Raw genomic sequence first — 16,520 nt, 5'->3', positions numbered from 1 at the left:
GACCGCGAGGCCAGCTTTGAGAACCTGCCGCCGAGAGGACGATTTGATACGAATGGCTGAATCGGAGACCTGGGTCATTGGCAACTCCGATCAGTTCAGCGCGACATAGGTCGTCACCGCGATCCCGATCAAGAGGAAGTAGACGAGCTTTACGCCGAGGTCACGCAACGCCGAGTGATTGGGATCGCTCTTGGCGAACACGAACGCACCAGCGATCACGAGGAAGACTCCGGGGAGGATATCACCACCACCCAGGATGAAGACCGATGCGATGACGGTACAGACGCCGATGAGCCGTCCGAGCTTTGCATCCGTTCGCTTGAAGTACACTGGCATTGGTAGATACTCCTCTCGTTTTCTTATGTGTCTCCGTTTTCGAGCTCTGCAAGCCGCTGTTTGCGGTGCTTTTGTTCACGAGTCCACTCGCGAATGAGTTCGTTGACTTTCTCGTCGAGGTTCGTCGTTCGAGGAACGAACTGCTTGAAGTCGTCCCAGACTGCCTGGTCGATTTTGCCCTGATACGTCGTTGTCTTGACTGAGTTCGATTTAGTACTCATTGTGGATCCTCTGGTTGGATACCATAATTCCTGGTATGCGAGAACAAGCATAAATACGTTACTACCACGTGTCATATCATTGTAGTAGCGAATATATACCTTCATATCCTCACCTCGAAACAGATGATGTCAAGATACCGTTCACTGGCGTCACTAGTCGAAGTCGAACAGATTCTAGATCCGGTTATTGTCTCGGGACTGCGCTCGCGCGTTCGGGCCGTGACGGCGCTCGCGATGACGTTGCTAGCGCTGGTGGGGTCGTCAGGCGTGGCATCGGCAACGTCGACGACCAGCACTGGACCGGCGGTGCTCCCACTTCAGGCGAGTGAGATCTGCAACACACCCGCCGGAGACTTCATGCAGCTAGTGATCTGGGTCGCGATTTTCATGTTCTTCGGCGTGATCGTGGCGGCGATCTTCCTCGGTGGCGCGATCGAGGCGCTGCCAGTGAGTGGCTGGTGGATGCAGACGGGCTACTCGATGATGGGTCGCGTGCCAATCGCCGTCGGGTTCGTCCTGTTCGGGATTAGCGTCCTGGTGCTCGCGGTCAATATCGGGAGCCTGGACGTGCCCCCGTGTATCCCGATTCTCGGGTGAGTCATGTGCGCCGAGTCTGTTGGCTTCGAGTTGTCCTCCTCGTCGTTTTGTTGCCCGGATTGGTGATTGCGCCAGGTTTCGCGCTTGATAGTGCGAGTGCTCAGGAGAACGAAACCACTGGTGATGGACCGTTCTCCGATAACGGGGAGAACAACGAGAGCGAGGCCGAGAGCGGCGGTGATGGTAACGAGAGCGACGACAACGCCACCGATGATGGCATCTCCAATGGCGGGATCGGAGAGGAGAGAGACGACCCAGCGCCAGACAATTCTTCTGGCAATGAAACCGATGACTCCATTGGAGGAGGCGGAGGTGGCGGCGGGTTCGGATTCTCGCAGTTAGACCCGCGAAACATCGCGACGGCGATGGTCAATCACGTCGTCGAGTGGATCGACGAACACGCTCGGAGTACGTTCGAGTCGGTTCTCGAGGGGTCGGTTGAGTTCGCCCTCGGGACGCCGACGATGGACAACGACGGCTGGATGAGCGTCTTCGGATCGCCCACGACCGATCACTACGATGCACTCTATGACGAGATCTACATCGGGGCGGTGTCGCCGCTCGTCCTATTCCTCATCGTCCTGTCGATCATGGTCGTCGCAACGGTCCTTCCGTTCGGACCGATCCTGAACTCGTATCAGGCGTCATCGTGGGCGCTGTTGATCCTAGGCGGTACCATTGCGTTCGCCCTGTCGTGGCCAATCACGTCGGCGATGCACCTTGCTGCGGATTCGATCGCGTCGTGGCTCGGACCGGACGGTGCGCAGTTACTCGATAATCTCCCCGAACTCGCGAGTACGAGTGGGCTCGCAGCAGCGGGCGGGATCTACCTGTTCGGCTGGTTTGAGGCGATGGTGTTCGCCCTGCTGTGGGGGTTTCGCTACACCCTGCTCGTGATGGTGATGCCGTTCCTGTTCCCGTTCGCCCTCTCGCTTGCCTTACTCGGTCCACACAGGGTGCTTCGGCGACTGGGATCGATGTTCATCTGGTCGTACGTCGGCCTGCTCATCATGCCGTGGCCGACCGCATTGCTGTTCAAAGCGGCGATCAGCATTGACTGGAGCATCGGTCAGAGCGGCCTCTCAGCTGTGATCCTGACCCTGGGGACGCTGTTCGTCGCGATCCTGCTGCCTCTCGTGATCATGAAGGCGACCTTCCTCACGAACGCGCTGATGGCTGGTTCTGCTGGCGCCGTTGGAGACGGCCTCCGTCGTCGGAGCGAGATGGGGTACGACGTGAAGGCACCCCAGCAGGCGCGCTACGCAGGCAGTCGTGCCCGTGATATTGCGTCGAACGGGAGGTCGGCCGCCCAGAGCCGTGCAGTGAACCTCGGCCAGCGGGTCGGGCTTCTCTCGGGCGAGAGTGGGCCACGACTCGACTCGCGCGTTCACAAGGGCCGGGGAGCCGGCAGTACGCAGGCCGAGCGGACGACGATGGTCCGCCAAGCGTCCCGTGATCAGGGCTCGTCTCGGCGGTCGATCGGACAGATCGGCAGCCACCGAACCGACGTCGACGCCTATCGAAGGATGTCCGACTGAATTCAGAGTCTCACACTACCCATGTCCACAGAGGAACCCGACCAACGGCGCGATCAAGTACTGAACACGATCGTGAAGCAACCGGAGTTCGCCGGAAGAGCCCTCTCCGAGTTCGTAATCGTCTATTCGGTCACGTTCATGGTGTGGGCCTTTACCGTCCTATTGGCTCCACCGGGGATGACGTACCTCTTCGGGACGATTGGCGTCCTAGCGTTCGTCGTCTCGACGGTCCTGATCTTTGCGGCCCCGTCGGATCGCGAGATCCATCACTACGTTCGCGACGTGTACCGCCACTACACCGACCAACCAGAGTACCTGCACTCCATGTCCAACGACACCACCAGAACTCAACCCGACCCGGAATCGCTCGCACGACGACTAGCTTCGCTTCCGCTCATCAAATCGAGTGTGTTCGGAGCTGGCGACGACGAACCCACTCAAGAGTTCGTCGACGTGCAGAAAGCGTACCGCGACTCTCACGCGATCGAGCGCGACGATGGGACGCTTATCGGAGCCGTGCGCGTGACGCCCGCGAACATGGCGACCAAGGACGAAGAGGAGTGGCGACTCAAGGTTAATCGGCTCGCCCGTGCGCTCGCGTCGAAAATCAACTACGGTGCCCAGTGGTTCAACACAATGCGCTCGGTCGATTACGAATCTCGGGAGAACACCTACCGTCAGCGAGCATCCGAGTATCGTTCGGAGGCGATCTCCTTCGAGAATGACGGTAACGAGGAGGAGGCGCTTCCCCGGAACGTGCTCACCGACGTCGCCGAAGAGCGTGCCTGGACGGTGAGCGTCCTCCAAGAGACAACGATGACGCGCGAGTACTACTTCATCGTCGCTGTCGATCCCGAAGACGTCGTTATCTCGGTGGATGACGAGGGATTGGCAGCGGTGCCGGTCCTCGGAAATTTCGTGACGGCAAGGCGGCTTGCCGAGCGCGAAGGCTCCGAAGAACACCTGCAGGAGATGATCGACAAACTCGAGACGCGACTGACCGAGGTCGCCGAACTCGCTCGATCGGTCGATTCGGATATCACGGCTGTCCCACTGTCGTCGTCGGCGTTTTCGCAAGTGCTCGCCGATTACTACCGGGGCGACGACGTCTACGAGTACGAGGATTTCACTGCTCTCGTACGGCAGTGTCCTGTCCCGGAGACCGAGGATGCGGGAGATCCCGAGTACGACCTCACCTACCAGCACTTGACTGAGGATGAACCCGACCCAGGTGCGACGAGATCACGTCGGGGAGACACCCGCTTGGAAGCGACGGCTCCCGACGGCGGAGAAGTCCTTGAATCCGATCAGGACCCCCAGGACCAGGGCCGTAGCCGCAGCCAGAGTCGTGGTGGCGGCGGAGATCTTTCCTCGCTTCTCCGAGGCAACTTCCGGGACGACGGCCAGGAAGACGGAGACGATGGAATAGACCATCGTCCTGGGGTTGACGACCGTTCGACTGATCCCGACGATCACGAGGACCGACGGGATGACCGATCGGACGATCAGCCCAAGACCGACGTCGAGTCCGAAGACGAGCCGGAAGACGACGAGACCGATGAGACCGACGAGGACAGCGAATTCACGGAGATCGAGCACGACCCAGCCGAGCTGAACAACGGCGCGACGATCGGGGTCGTGACTGACGAGGATGAACTCGAGTGGCGCTACCAGTCACTCCTTTCGCCGGACTCGATCAACCCCTCCGAGAGCCCACGATACGTCGTCCTTGACGACGACACCTACTCGGCGACGATCGCAATCCGAGACTGGCCGGGACAACCCCCGCTCGGAATGCTCGAACCCGTGTTGAACTTCGACGAACCAGGGGTTCGGGCCACCACATCGACTCACTTCGAGGGGCTCGATATCGAGAACAAGCGCCGAGAACTGAAGAGCCAGGTCGATGCCATGGAGCAAAAGACGGTCAGTGCCGAGGAGAAGAACAGCCCCTTCGCCGAACGCTACAGACAGGGATACGAAGCGGCTCGAGACATCAAGGAATCCGTTGAACAGCCTGATACAGGACTCTTCGAGAGTACGACCTACATTGAGCTTCGAGCGCCCTCGCCGAAGCTGCTGAAGAAGGCGGTGCGCTCCGTTCGGACGAGCCTTCGCGAGCTCAACACGAACGCGAAGGAAATGAAGTACCACCAGGTCGAGGGCTACCAGACGGCCGCCCCGCTCGCGAAAGACGACACGGGCGAGGAAGTGACCATGACGAGCAACGGGCTTGCAGCACTGATCCCCTGGACCTCCGAGAACCTGATCGAGCCCGGCGGCGTCGAGATCGGGACTCACGCTGATCGGTGTGAGCCGACTGTCCTCGATCTCTTTTCGCGGGGAACGGGCTATAATATGGGGATCTTCGGCAAGATCGGGAGCGGGAAGACGACCACCCTGAAGACGTTCCTGCTTCGCCACAAGATCCAGAACCCCGACACACGGATGGTTCTGATCGATCCCGTTCGCGAGTTCACCGGGCTCTGCGAGGTATTCGATGGGAATCATCTCGTGATCGGAGGGGAGACGCCGATCAACCCCCTCGAGATCGAGCCAGTCCCTGAGGAGAAGCTAAAGCGGATCGGCGAGTCGACACCGCTCAAGGACGTCAAGCGCCGGGGAATGACGTTCATCCAGACGTACTACCGGCTTGAGGATCTGGATCTCACGGACAAGAAAGGAACGTGGCAGAAGGCGATCGAGGTCGCCTTCGACCAAGCGGGGATCACTGAAGATCCTGCGACCCACGATCGACCGAGTCCGACGATCACCGAGGTCATCCAAGTCCTCGAGGACATGGTGAACGACCCGGACCAGTTCGTTCGCGACGAGATCGCCGACGACGAGGAGTCCTGGGAAGATCGGAAGGAGACGGCGATTCGGATCTTGAACAACGACATCTCGGCATTCGAGGAGGGCGGGATCTACCACCACCTGACCCAACCCACGGAACTCGATATCAGCGAGTCCGATACGCTGTATCTGGACCTCCAGCGCTACGAGGGCGAGGCGAAGACGGGCCTGATGATGCAGACGCTCACCTCGCTCGTGTACCAGCAGGCAAAGCGCAGTGAGCACCCGACGATCATGGCGATGGACGAGTCCCACTACATGACCAAGCACTCGTCGGACCTCTCGTTCCTGAAGCAGGCGATCCGCCACTCCCGGCACTACGATCTCTCGATGATCTTCAGTACGCAGTCGGTCGGGGAGTTCTACGGGGAGAAGGATACGGCCGACGATGAGAATCGCGAACAGAAGCAGGAGGATGCCCAGATCATCATCGATCAGATGAGCGTGAAGATCTTCCACTACCTGGAAGAGATGGACGATACGTGGGCCGAGCGCTTCGATCTCACCGACTCAGAGAAAGAGTACATCCAGGGAGCGACCCCCGGGAAAGAGGAATACGGGTTTGCTGAGGCTCTGTTGAAGGTCGACCAGAAGGGCTGTTACCCGCTTCGCGTCGAGATGGGCGATCATCACAACCCGTGTGAGTTCGCCTTCGTGCAGTACGACCCGTCGAATCACGGGGAGAACATGGCGTCATTTCTGCGTGAGCAGACGGACGAGTGGAGGTGGCTGTAGATGGGCCGCAATGGTACCAAGACGATGAGAGAGACGATCGAGAGCAGCGGCAAGCGCGTTTACCTCAGGTAACCATGTTCGATAACCTGTTTTCAGGCTCAGGACCGCAACCGCTCGAGATCGACGACGAACTTAATCAGACGATCCACCAGCAAGCCCGTGAGCACCCACTCGTCGGGATACGCCCCTACCGCGAGAGCGGGAGTCTCGAAAAGGGTCGCCAGTTGCTCAACTCGCTGCACGACGTCGATCGTGGCGGATTCCTCAACCGCAAGAACGTCTCGAACGCCCACACCTTCGAACTCCACTACACGGACTCGACAGAAACCCTCAGCTTCCGATTCGTCCCCGGTGACGAACGGACCCGCCAGCTGCTCGGTCGGCAACTCAAAACGTTCTACGACGATTCGGACGTGATCGATCCGTCTCCCGTGTTCCTGAATACCGAACCAGGCCACGCCGTCGCCGGGGCCTCTCTCCAACTCAGACAGGCCAAGGGGACGGGGAAGTTCAAACCGATCAAGCACTTCAAACTCGATCCTGACCACTTCGACCAGGACCCCTACGACGCGATCACCGCCGAGATGGTCGATCCCGCTGCCCGGTCTGACGCGGATGTCCTCATCCAGATCGTCATCAAGCCCGCGATCTCCGATCCCCAGAGTCGGAAGAAGTGGTATGACGGAATCGAGAAAGCGGCCGAAGAGATCCGAAACCCGAAGACCGGCTTCCAAGCGTCGGGAATGGCCGATGAGCTGGCGAAGATCACCAACCCCGAGAAGCGGGGGGAGGATCCCAAAGAACAGTTCACGCGATCGCTCGACGTCGGCGACTCCCAATCGAAGGCCGCTCGCGTGATCCTCGATCAGCACGGCGAGAAAGGCTATCACGTCAATATCAGAGTGTTCGCATCGAGCGCCGATCCCGAGGAGGCCTGCCGTCGCGTCGAGAAAACGGCGAAGATGTTCCGGAAGTTCTACGACTCGAAGTTCGAGCAGGGCTTCGTCCCGACGTTCCAGAGCGGGTCCGATCTTCGCGACCTCGTTTTACAGGGTGTCAATCGGGAGTGGACGGACGCCAACATTACGTTCTCGAGTGATACGCTCGTCGGCGTTTGTCACGTCCCGACGGACATCAATACCCAACAGACGGACTACGCAATGGCGACCTCCGGCCGGGGGATCCCGCCCGGAACTCCCCGGTTCGACTTCGAAGACGCCGGCATTCCCGACACGGCTGAAGACCTCGAGAAGCAATCGGCGATGTTGAACACGAGGGACCCGGACATGCCCTACTGGTACGGTCTCGGCACGAAAAATCAGATCGAGGCCGGGGTCTCGGCCGACTTGCTGGACGTCCACCAGTTCATCGGCGGCGGGACCGGCTTTGGGAAGACGACCTTGTTGAACAACTTCGCCTATCAGATCGCGAACCGTGACCACGGGATGCTATACTTCGATCCCAAAGGGACGGGAGACGCCCGTGACTTTCTTGCGGCGATACCCGAGCATCGCGAGGACGACGTGATCTACATCGAACTTGGTGGCGACCCCGACCAGCGGGTCGGTTTCAACTTCCTCGAGCCGCCGATCGAGGCCGATCCTGATTCGACGTCGTTCCTCTCCGGGATCGAATCGCTCGCCGACGATATCGCCGCGCTGTTGGCTCAGGCGGGCGGAGATCGCGAGTTCTGGGGGCCGACGATGAACATGATCACTCGGAATCTCGTGCGTGGGATGGCTCGCTCGGGGATGCAGTGTACGCTATTCGACCTGTGGGCGGCTCTCAATCCGGAGGGAATGCAGAAGTACGCAGAACAGATGACCGAGGAGCGGATCGCGTTCATCGAGGACTTCGCTCGCGAAACGCTTCAAGAGATGGATGCCTCGGAGATTCGACCCGTCAAGAACCGGCTTCAGCAGTGGGTCGAGAACCCAGTCGTCCTTGAGTATGTCTCGTTCCCCGAGTCCACGGTCTCAATCGAGGATGCGGTGGCCGACGGGAAGATCATAGTCGTCGATACCAGTGTGTCGTCGGATACGATTAAGCAACTGTTCGCGACGGCGCTGATCCGACGGACCTGGATGGCCGTTCGTGAGCAGACCTACCGAAACGACGACCCCCCGCCGTACTTCGTGTTGTGCGACGAGTTCGACTCGATCGTCACCCCACAGAGCAACATCCACTCAGTGCTCTCCGAGGCGCGAGCGTTCGGCTACTGTCTCACGCTGGCGTGTCAGAACCCGTGGAACCAGCTCCCTGAACAGGTGGCCCACGCGATCGAAAACCAGTGCCGGACGTTCCTCTCGTTCAACGCGGGTGGTGAGAAAGACTCCCAGTTCATCGCCGGCCAGCACTCCGATGATGTTGAGCCGGCGGATCTGATGAACCTCTCTCCGTATCGGATCTACATGCGAACGGAGGATCAGCACAACGAGCTCACGCACTCGTACAAGGTCGATGCGTTCCCGCCGATCGAGTGGGCCGTCGACGAGCGTGACGAGGAGGGCGTCGAGGCGCTGATCGAGCGCTCGCTCGAGAAGTACGGCCAGGAGCGCCGGACGGCTGAGGACATCAAGGAAGACGCTGTGTTCTACGATGAGGCGGCGACTCCGGAAGACGCAGCGGCACTCGGGAGCCAAGCGGGGGCCGCCGTCGCGGACGATGCTGAGGCTGCGAAAGCGGACCTGGAAAGTGAGGAAGCACAGCAGGCGCTCTACGAGGCCGCCTATGCGGTACAAGTGCGACAGGACTCGGTGGGCGGGTTTGTCCCCGCTGAGGACGTGAAAGCGGACTGGAGCCGTCGTGCGGGCGAACTGGGCTATCAAAGCAAACCCTCGCAGGTGCTCGAACGGACGCCCGAGGACTACCTGGAACGGGAGCGACGAGGCGGTGACTCGATGCTTCGGCTCACCGTCGAAGGACGAGAAGCGGCCGACCTGCTGCAGGATACGGGCAGTAGCGCGAGCGGCGGCGGTGACGAACACCGGTGGGTGCTCACGCAATCGTTCGAGGCGTTCACCAAGCTCGGGATGTGGGTCGAACTCCCAACCCAGGAAGGCGAAGAAGATCCGGACGGCCTCGCGGATCTCCCGATCGATCCGATGGCTGGTGAGACGCTAGCGGAGATTCACGAACGTGAAGAACGCCTACGAGACGAGTATCCCGAGTTGTGGGCGCTCACGGAAGGCCGCCACATCAGTATCGAGGCCGAAACGAGCACGATCACGAAGCCGATGCAGACACTGACGAACCTGCGGAAAGCGATGGAAGAGCAGCATCTCTGTGTGTTCGCGGTGAAAGACGGGACAGCAGAACACGACGAGTTCGGCTATTGGGCGCGACGAGGTGAGCAGATCATCTTCCGGACGGAAGGTCCGGTACAGAACCAGACGATCGAGCACGATCAACTCACGTTCGTTTCCGACGTCGATCAGGCAGGTAACCGGCAGTTCTACAACAAGGGGGCGAAGTATCGTCCAGAGCCCGAAGTTGTGGCGCTCCGTCCGAGGAACACCTACGACCTCGTCTGGTGCGAAGACGACGATGAGGTCGTGATGGGCGACTCGAAGGGCAACGAGTTCACCCGCTTTGGGAGCGTCAAGGAGGCGGAGAATCCGAATCGTGACTCGATCCCGGCATACTACGAGCACGATCCACGGACCGACGAGTACACATTGACGATCAAAGGAGAGACACAGGTCGTTGACTCGAAAGAGGCGATCAAGAAAGACTGGATGCCGGTTAGAGCGCCGTTCATCCCCGAACACGAGTTCCCACAGGAGCCAACGATAGATGACTTCATGTTCGTGATCTTCCCTGACGATGATAACGAGGAGTACGGCGGCCCGCAGATCTACGAGCAAGGCGAGTTCCGGCCACTACTTCCGTCCGACCGAGAGGAGACTCCCCCTAGTCGCTCTGAGGCCCTAAAAGATGAAGCAACGAAGGGATCGGACGATTCAGCACCCGAGGCCAACAGCAATGAAGAAGACCTGAGGTCAGACCGCGATGAAGATAAGAGGTTTCTCTAGCCAGAGATTCTTGATGGAGGGATATCCGTTATATCGGAGTGCTTAGTTATCGATGGTCGCTTTTTGCACAAGCAACTTTTTGACCTTGGAGAGGTTTCTTGTTATCCCCACAACGAATACGTAGGTATGAATCGTCGCTCGCTTCTCACGTTGGTTGGAAGCGGTGGAATTAGTTTGGTCGCGGGATGTTCGGAAGGGGGTGGCGGGTGTCCCGAACTGGATCTAGAAAACGAACCGTCCCATGAGATACGCACTCCAGAAGGGGGAGCACACAATGGTGACGGGATCGATATGGCCATCTCTCAAGATGGAATAGGCGATTTCGTTTGGGATACTCTGAGTGATAACGATGAGCGCTGGATAGCGGAGACGGATTTCGATAGGTCAGTGGTGATCGCACTCAAAGAATCTGCGGGAGGATCGAATAGTAGCGACTTTGAGGTATTGGGGGTTGAATGGGAATCTGACCGTGTTCTGCACGCCTATAGTTGCATTGCTGAAATTGCAGGAGGTGACGTCGGCAACCTATACACCAGATTGCTCCGTGTTTCCTACAATACACGACCACCAGATCAAGGACGATACACCCACTGGGAGGAAGGAGACAGCACAACCTATGAAATCAGTGAGTAGCCAGGAAACCCGCATCTGAGGACAATTTAGCTGACATAATTCTTCTTAACTGATGGGTGAATTGTCTGTATGTAACGCGAGATTCAGACTATATCTCACCGAAATTATTGCTCAGCCTGCGAGGCCTCAGAAAAATACACAGCCGTTATGGATTCAAGGACGCCATCTCCCCCTTTTCGTACCTTTCAATAGCGCCTAAGGTTTATCATACGGTAATTATACGTGTGTGCTATGAGACTTCCCTTCTCAATTCCATTTGGAACTGTGTTGGTTTTCTTTGGCGTGATTCTCTTACTTAATCCGCTCTATATTGGGGTGCTCGACTTAGACGAGCCGAATTGGTACCGCTACGAGGCTTCTCAAGTGACGTTCGAGGATGACCACGTCAATAGTAGCATCGAGGTGATGTCCTTTGATAGCGAAGTAGCCTGTCTCAACCGTGATTTCAGAGTCTGCAGGCTTGAACAGTATGTGTTAGAGAACGATGGCGTGAACTATTCCTCTGAACGGGCTGCAGGTCCTGGGAGTGGATACCGCTATGCCTACCTTGACGGTGAGTTCTATCGGGTTCAACCCCCGCGGTTAGGAGGGAACGGAACGCTCTCCCTGGAACGAATGGAGCGGGAGGAAGCGTTGGGCTATATTTCGACACCAGTAAACCGGGCATCTCCAAAAATCCAAACAGCCGTCCAAACAGGAAGTGTATCAGCCCATGATACCCTTCCAGAAGCTAACGAACTCATCCGAGTTGGAGAGAATTACTACGTCGTTCATAACACTGCATCTCAGGTGTACCATGGTGATACGTACGACCGAGAGAAACGGACTGGGCAATTCTTCCAGTATAGCCTGATGGGTGTTGGGATCATTATTGGTCTCTGGCTTGTCCTCCGGGGGCAACGCGAACGAGTTCTCAGATGAGATCAGAGGGCAGGAAAGCAATCAGGCGTGTGAACTCTCTCGATCTACCACCTGCAGCCTCAGATACTCCTCATTCAGGTTCACGTGTCTCGATCTCGTGGTCTTCTTTGTATGCTCGGAGATCAACGTCGTGCTCTTCTTGGATGAAATCACGCATCACCGCCATCCCCTCCCAGAGAGCGTCCAGGCGAGTCGTGAGTGTGTCCACGTCCTCACTAATGGAGTTAAGCTCATCGGAGGGTACTGGCCGATCCTCGGTCACCGATTCACCTTCGATACTCTCGACTTGCGATTCTAATTGTGCTACGTCTGCAGCGACCTGTTCGATCCGCTCAGAGACGTCCAGTGCCCGTCGGTCTTGATCCCGGAGCTGCGTGACGACTTCTTCACCCGAATCGGTTAGCATCGCAACAGTGGGGGGGATCGGCGCATCTGTTGCCTCGCCTTTTCTGGTTTCGATGAGGCCAGCAGGGACTAACTTCTCACGAAATCGATACAAAATATGGTCGTTCTTTTCGATCCCCGTGAGGGTACTGAGCTCCGTCGTCGTTGCCTCACCATCTGCCTCGGTAAGGGCGACCAACACGGCCTCGGACTTCCAGTCTAACGCGAGATCCTCGAGCACCATACAATATATCACTCAGTCACTAACTCTAAAACTTTCGCTACGAACCACTAATTGATTTTTCTACTAACCGATTGCCCTCTAGCCGATTCCAGCTAACCGATTTAGAAGCGTTTCGTAGCAAGCTCTCTTTAGCGTCACTAAAAGACCCCCTACTCTCCTAGTACTGCACTACTCCAACCGACCTCGAAGTGGGGGCCTGGCCTGGCTGAAACTCAGTGTAAGGAAACAAATCAAAACCGCGTGGGAAAGGAGAGACTGGCTGATGACCGACCCACAAAACAAGAGAGCGACAGCCTCCTCGAGTGGAGGGGGAGGCGAAGCAGTGAGAAGGGACAGATCAAGCGAACCTGATCTCGGATGAAGGGGGCCTACAAAGAGGAGTGTATCAAATTTCGAGAGTTATTTGAGAGGGGAGCAGCGAGTGAGTGAGAAGGAGAAATAATACTCGAGCTCGAGTGAGCGAGCCACCAGAGTGAGGGATCGAGCGAGTCAGCAGGAAGGGGGTCACAGTGCTATAGCAGGCCAGGGGGTCACTGGGTACCAGTAGGGTGAGGGGGCATCAGGTTTCAGCCGAGTAGGGGTCCATCGAGCGAGACAGAGAGGGGAGAGAGGGCTCCAGCAGTGTGGGGGGACAGGGGTGGAGCTCCAAGCCGACTGGCCGAGTGACGAGCACACTCGAGTAGATGATGGGACAGTCAGAAGCCTTGGCAGGCGGCCAGTGGGACAGCGGCGGGGGTGCGATACTGTGTGGGGCTGCGGTGCTGTGCGGTGCGGGTACGCCGGGAGATGTGACCTCACTATGGCGGCGCGTACGGGAGAGACGAGCATCGTGTTCCGATGACACGCAACGGCGTCGCCCATCGCCTCAAAGACATGGTTTCAGTAGCAAATTCGCGTGAGACGATGCTCTGGCTGTTCAAGACCTTGGCCTCGGAGGGGAACTTTTCGCCACCCGACAGACTTATTGTTCACCATGACTGTTATTCACATGCACGGTCCGAAAGTTGCGTCGCATTCACCACACTACCGTGCACTCTACAGGCGGACCTAAGCCACCCGCCTGTTTTTGGTACTGATCATCTCTGGATTACGTTCGTTAGAGTTCGAAAGGTGCAGCTGCTACCGACCTGCCTCCGTAGTAGGTCGGTTTCCGAGATGACGCTCTGTGGTCACCAGTAGACTCAAGGTGATGGTTGGGTGATGGTCGAATAGAAGGTTTCAGTATGGAGATACCTGAAGAGTTACTCTGTCTGTTCAGTGCCGAGGTCGAGGCCGATGGCGACTCGTATCGAATCGAGATTCCTGCTCGAGAGTTCACGGATGGAGATCTCCAACCAGGACAGGTCTATCAGGTCGCACTGCTTGCATCTGATTCTGATTCTGACTCTGGCTCATCAGCCCGTGAGACGACTGGGCAGTCAACCGAATCCAGTGCACGTAACCCACCGATTGCAAAGGGGGATCGCCGGATCGTCGATATCGACGATATTGGCAAGCGAGGGGACGGTATCGCCCGTGTCGAGCGGGGCTACGTCGTCATTGTCCCGGAGACTGAGATCGGCGACCGGGTCAAGATCGAAATCGAGAACGTCCAGGAGACGCTTGCCTTCGGCGAGGTCATCGAACACGTTGATCCCACCGTCCACGAGTGAATGATGGGGCTTCCAAGCTAGCGAACCCTCTCGGCTAGCGAGGAGTCCACCACCGAGGTTCACCAATTCTACTCGAGTAGTCCGAGGTCGTCCAACCGAGCGTGAATCACGCTAATCGCGTCTTCGGCATCCCTTGGCTGAGTTCCGCCAGTGATGACGAGCTTTCCACTGCCGAACAGCAAGACGACGACATCCAGTTCGTCGGGCCGATAGACGAGTCCGGGAAATTGTTCTGGTTCGTACTCGACATCTTCCAAACCCAACCCGATCGCAATCGCGTTGAGATTGAGTGACGTGCCGAGATCGCCGCTCGTGACGATGTTCTGGACCGTGATGTCCGGCTCCTCTGGGACCTTGAGTCCCAATTGGCGAAGTTTCTCGAACGTCAACTCGACGGCTGTCGTCAAATCGTCGACTGAAGACGCGCCAGTACAGACGATCTTCCCTGAGCGGAAGATCAGCGAGGCAGCCTTCGGATCGGTCGTTCGCGAGACGACCCCTGGGAATTGGTCTGGCTCGAATGAGGCGCCGTCGAGATCGTCAGCAAGCGACTCGAGATCGAGTTCCTGGTCGATGCTCGTCGACCCGACGACGTTCTCTATCGACAGTGTTTGGAGAAGATCTCCCATCCCTTTTGTTATCCTTTTCGCTGAGCGATATATAATGCTGCTGTTGTTCGTTTTCTCGTCTGGCTCTCCTTCGAACCAAGCGTCGCTGGTCGCGGTCGTCTATCGATGAGTAAAACCGCTCGTGCAGTGGTTCTCGCTCCAGTCTCAGGGGAGGAGGCATGCTCGGGGTCTCTTACCCTGCTTGGGCTCATCTTAGAAGTCGACGTACTGTTCTTCCCACTCACGTCGCTCGTGAATCACTTCGAGACCGGTATCGGTGATCTCGTAGTAATTCGTCCGTCCATCCTGCTCGCCTCGAGTAATGAGGTTCATTTCGGCGAGTGTATCGAGATTCGGATAGAGGCGACCGTTATTGACCTCTTCATCGTAGTAGTCGGTGATCTCGTCCGAAACGTCTTGTCCGGAGGGCTGATCGGACCCAGTGATAATGTATAACAAGTCGCGTTGAAACTCTGTCAAATTGTCCATACTGAGCGCTATGGATGAGTCAGTTATAACTTTTATACTTGAGAGGAACTGCCTCATCTTTTGGCGGGGACGTCGCGTATGCAAACCTCCCCAATCGAATCGTTCTGACTGGAGTTCATGGCGCCCACGGAGCTACGTTTATCATTCGAGGCGTCGTCTGTATCTTGATGGACCCCAACATTTCGCTCATCACACTCGGTGTCGAAGAACTTGATAGAGCGATCCGATTCTATCGGGATGACCTCGGGTTTCCAATCCAAGACCGTGAGGATGATAGTGAGGTTGCGTTCTTTCCTCTCGAGGGAACGTGGCTGTCGCTCTATCCGAGAGCCCTGCTCGCAGAAGATGCTACAGTGTCCGATGATGGGACTGGCTTTTCGGGGGTGACGTTAGCGCACAACGTCTCGACGACCGACGAGGTGGATGCGATCCTCGAGCAAGCAGAACGTGCTGGCGGGCGTCTCGTGAAACCGGCAGCGGGCACCTTCTGGGGTGGCTATTCCGGGTACTTTGCTGATCCAGACGGTCATCTCTGGGAAGTGGCGTGTCCAGATCTCACCGCGGAGTAACCCAGTTCGTCTCCAATCGAGAGAAATGACAAACTAGTCGGATTTACCAAAGATATTTGTACCTATGTCTGAGTTGACTCTATTATGCACCAGCTGACGAAGACGTCTCGCCGGTTTCTCACCGCCCGTAGCGTTCTCATACTGTTCGGGTTCCAACTGATACTCCTTCTTGCTTCGATACTACAGGCTTTTGTATCCTCACTTAACGAAGGAATCGTTGACGGAGTACTTCTGCTTGTAGTTGCACATGCTCGCCTCGTGAACGCGGGAATCGATTTCCTGTTGTTCTCACCCGACTATACCGGCAGTCTGGATCTGATATTGGGCTTTCTCGCACTCCCTCTCGTCTACTATCTCACTGCCATCGTGGTAGCTTCTTCTGGACGGGTGGCCTATCAGTTCGGCCGAAAACAACTCTCGTTGTAGCGGACAGTCGCATGTTCCTTGTTTCGAAATCAGTATGGTCTAGGATCACCTTTTGACGTTCAATCCCGACCAGCATGCGGCTCCCAGACACGTGTTGTACCTCAGCAAGACCTGCGTCCAAAACGATTGGCGAGTACCCTAACGCACCCAAGGCCGAGTCCATGCTCGAACGGAGGTGTTCTTTGCACTCTGTCTTTGACTCGTCGTTACCGCCACCACCGACGAATGCAGAGACGATCCGGGAAGCACCGTCATCACGGTATGAGATGGGTTCTAT

Annotated in this window: 14 protein-coding genes; 9 read left to right on the top strand and 5 right to left on the bottom strand. The window is 57.3% G+C overall.

Translation table 11 applies throughout. The features are described 5' to 3' along the window. Positions 1-90 precede the first annotated feature (90 nt). Together DVH23_RS15555 and DVH23_RS15550 are read right to left on the bottom strand one after the other, a co-directional pair. Positions 91-336, bottom strand: coding sequence for a hypothetical protein (locus tag DVH23_RS15555; protein ID WP_157972415.1), 246 nt, complete (start codon positions 334-336; stop codon positions 91-93). Between the two features lie 23 nt (positions 337-359). Then, entirely contained in the window at positions 360-557 is a 198-nt protein-coding gene (locus tag DVH23_RS15550; RefSeq protein WP_114578353.1) for a hypothetical protein, read from the bottom strand. Between the two features lie 357 nt (positions 558-914). Between DVH23_RS15550 and DVH23_RS23620 the strand changes: the two genes are divergently transcribed. The 6 genes from DVH23_RS23620 to DVH23_RS15525 all read left to right on the top strand — a co-directional run bounded on the left by DVH23_RS23620 (position 915) and on the right by DVH23_RS15525 (position 11,871). Beyond that, complete coding sequence (locus tag DVH23_RS23620; protein WP_157972414.1) at positions 915-1,154, top strand: hypothetical protein; 240 nt, start codon at positions 915-917, stop codon at positions 1,152-1,154. Between the two features lie 62 nt (positions 1,155-1,216). Beyond that, positions 1,217-2,692, top strand: a complete 1,476-nt coding sequence (locus DVH23_RS15540; protein ID WP_114578351.1) for a hypothetical protein — start codon at positions 1,217-1,219, stop codon at positions 2,690-2,692. A gap of 177 nt (positions 2,693-2,869) precedes the next feature. After that, entirely contained in the window at positions 2,870-6,283 is a 3,414-nt protein-coding gene (locus DVH23_RS15535; protein ID WP_157972413.1) for a VirB4 family type IV secretion system protein, read from the top strand. Positions 6,284-6,357: 74 nt separating this feature from the next. Next, positions 6,358-10,317 (top strand): type IV secretory system conjugative DNA transfer family protein, encoded by a 3,960-nt coding sequence (locus tag DVH23_RS15530; protein WP_114578349.1) that lies wholly within the window; start codon positions 6,358-6,360, stop codon positions 10,315-10,317. Between the two features lie 291 nt (positions 10,318-10,608). Beyond that, positions 10,609-10,950: a hypothetical protein gene (locus tag DVH23_RS23615; protein ID WP_157972412.1), complete on the top strand. Its 342-nt coding sequence runs from the start codon at positions 10,609-10,611 to the stop codon at positions 10,948-10,950. A 231-nt stretch (positions 10,951-11,181) separates the two neighbouring features. Next, positions 11,182-11,871 (top strand): hypothetical protein, encoded by a 690-nt coding sequence (locus DVH23_RS15525; RefSeq protein ID WP_114578348.1) that lies wholly within the window; start codon positions 11,182-11,184, stop codon positions 11,869-11,871. Positions 11,872-11,941: 70 nt separating this feature from the next. Here the strand turns inward: DVH23_RS15525 and DVH23_RS15520 are convergent, their stop codons facing one another. Next, the gene (locus DVH23_RS15520; protein ID WP_114578347.1) at positions 11,942-12,499 is read right to left on the bottom strand and encodes a hypothetical protein; all 558 of its coding nucleotides are present in this window, start codon (positions 12,497-12,499) and stop codon (positions 11,942-11,944) included. A gap of 1,223 nt (positions 12,500-13,722) precedes the next feature. Here DVH23_RS15520 and DVH23_RS15515 point away from each other — a divergent pair. Next, positions 13,723-14,151: a TRAM domain-containing protein gene (locus DVH23_RS15515; RefSeq protein WP_114578346.1), complete on the top strand. Its 429-nt coding sequence runs from the start codon at positions 13,723-13,725 to the stop codon at positions 14,149-14,151. A gap of 68 nt (positions 14,152-14,219) precedes the next feature. On the opposite strand, the gene DVH23_RS15510 is transcribed toward DVH23_RS15515, so the two are convergent. Beyond that, the gene (locus DVH23_RS15510; protein WP_114578345.1) at positions 14,220-14,780 is read right to left on the bottom strand and encodes a TATA-box-binding protein; all 561 of its coding nucleotides are present in this window, start codon (positions 14,778-14,780) and stop codon (positions 14,220-14,222) included. A gap of 192 nt (positions 14,781-14,972) precedes the next feature. Continuing rightward, positions 14,973-15,248, bottom strand: a complete 276-nt coding sequence (locus DVH23_RS15505; protein ID WP_114578428.1) for a PadR family transcriptional regulator — start codon at positions 15,246-15,248, stop codon at positions 14,973-14,975. 167 nt (positions 15,249-15,415) lie between these two features. Between DVH23_RS15505 and DVH23_RS15500 the strand changes: the two genes are divergently transcribed. Continuing rightward, positions 15,416-15,817, top strand: a complete 402-nt coding sequence (locus tag DVH23_RS15500; protein WP_114578344.1) for a VOC family protein — start codon at positions 15,416-15,418, stop codon at positions 15,815-15,817. 84 nt (positions 15,818-15,901) lie between these two features. After that, entirely contained in the window at positions 15,902-16,243 is a 342-nt protein-coding gene (locus tag DVH23_RS15495; protein ID WP_114578343.1) for a hypothetical protein, read from the top strand. Positions 16,244-16,520: the final 277 nt, after the last annotated feature.

The sequence above is a fragment of the Saliphagus sp. LR7 genome (assembly GCF_003344565.1).
GTDB lineage: Archaea > Halobacteriota > Halobacteria > Halobacteriales > Natrialbaceae > Saliphagus > Saliphagus infecundisoli.
The sequence above is the reverse complement of the archived record's forward strand: the minus strand, read 5'-3'. Positions and strand labels throughout refer to the sequence as shown.

What these genes read in the sequence shown, in the direction of transcription:
- DVH23_RS15555 (WP_157972415.1), bottom strand. Translation starts at nt 336, where the DNA reads ATGCCAGTGTACTTCAAGCGAACGGATGCAAAGCTCGGACGGCTCATC.
- DVH23_RS15550 (WP_114578353.1), bottom strand. Translation starts at nt 557, where the DNA reads ATGAGTACTAAATCGAACTCAGTCAAGACAACGACGTATCAGGGCAAA.
- DVH23_RS23620 (WP_157972414.1), top strand. Translation starts at nt 915, where the DNA reads ATGCAGCTAGTGATCTGGGTCGCGATTTTCATGTTCTTCGGCGTGATC.
- DVH23_RS15535 (WP_157972413.1), top strand. Translation starts at nt 2,870, where the DNA reads ATGACGTACCTCTTCGGGACGATTGGCGTCCTAGCGTTCGTCGTCTCG.
- DVH23_RS15530 (WP_114578349.1), top strand. Translation starts at nt 6,358, where the DNA reads ATGTTCGATAACCTGTTTTCAGGCTCAGGACCGCAACCGCTCGAGATC.
- DVH23_RS23615 (WP_157972412.1), top strand. Translation starts at nt 10,609, where the DNA reads ATGGCCATCTCTCAAGATGGAATAGGCGATTTCGTTTGGGATACTCTG.
- DVH23_RS15525 (WP_114578348.1), top strand. Translation starts at nt 11,182, where the DNA reads ATGAGACTTCCCTTCTCAATTCCATTTGGAACTGTGTTGGTTTTCTTT.
- DVH23_RS15520 (WP_114578347.1), bottom strand. Translation starts at nt 12,499, where the DNA reads ATGGTGCTCGAGGATCTCGCGTTAGACTGGAAGTCCGAGGCCGTGTTG.
- DVH23_RS15515 (WP_114578346.1), top strand. Translation starts at nt 13,723, where the DNA reads ATGGAGATACCTGAAGAGTTACTCTGTCTGTTCAGTGCCGAGGTCGAG.
- DVH23_RS15510 (WP_114578345.1), bottom strand. Translation starts at nt 14,780, where the DNA reads ATGGGAGATCTTCTCCAAACACTGTCGATAGAGAACGTCGTCGGGTCG.
- DVH23_RS15505 (WP_114578428.1), bottom strand. Translation starts at nt 15,248, where the DNA reads ATGGACAATTTGACAGAGTTTCAACGCGACTTGTTATACATTATCACT.
- DVH23_RS15500 (WP_114578344.1), top strand. Translation starts at nt 15,416, where the DNA reads ATGGACCCCAACATTTCGCTCATCACACTCGGTGTCGAAGAACTTGAT.
- DVH23_RS15495 (WP_114578343.1), top strand. Translation starts at nt 15,902, where the DNA reads ATGCACCAGCTGACGAAGACGTCTCGCCGGTTTCTCACCGCCCGTAGC.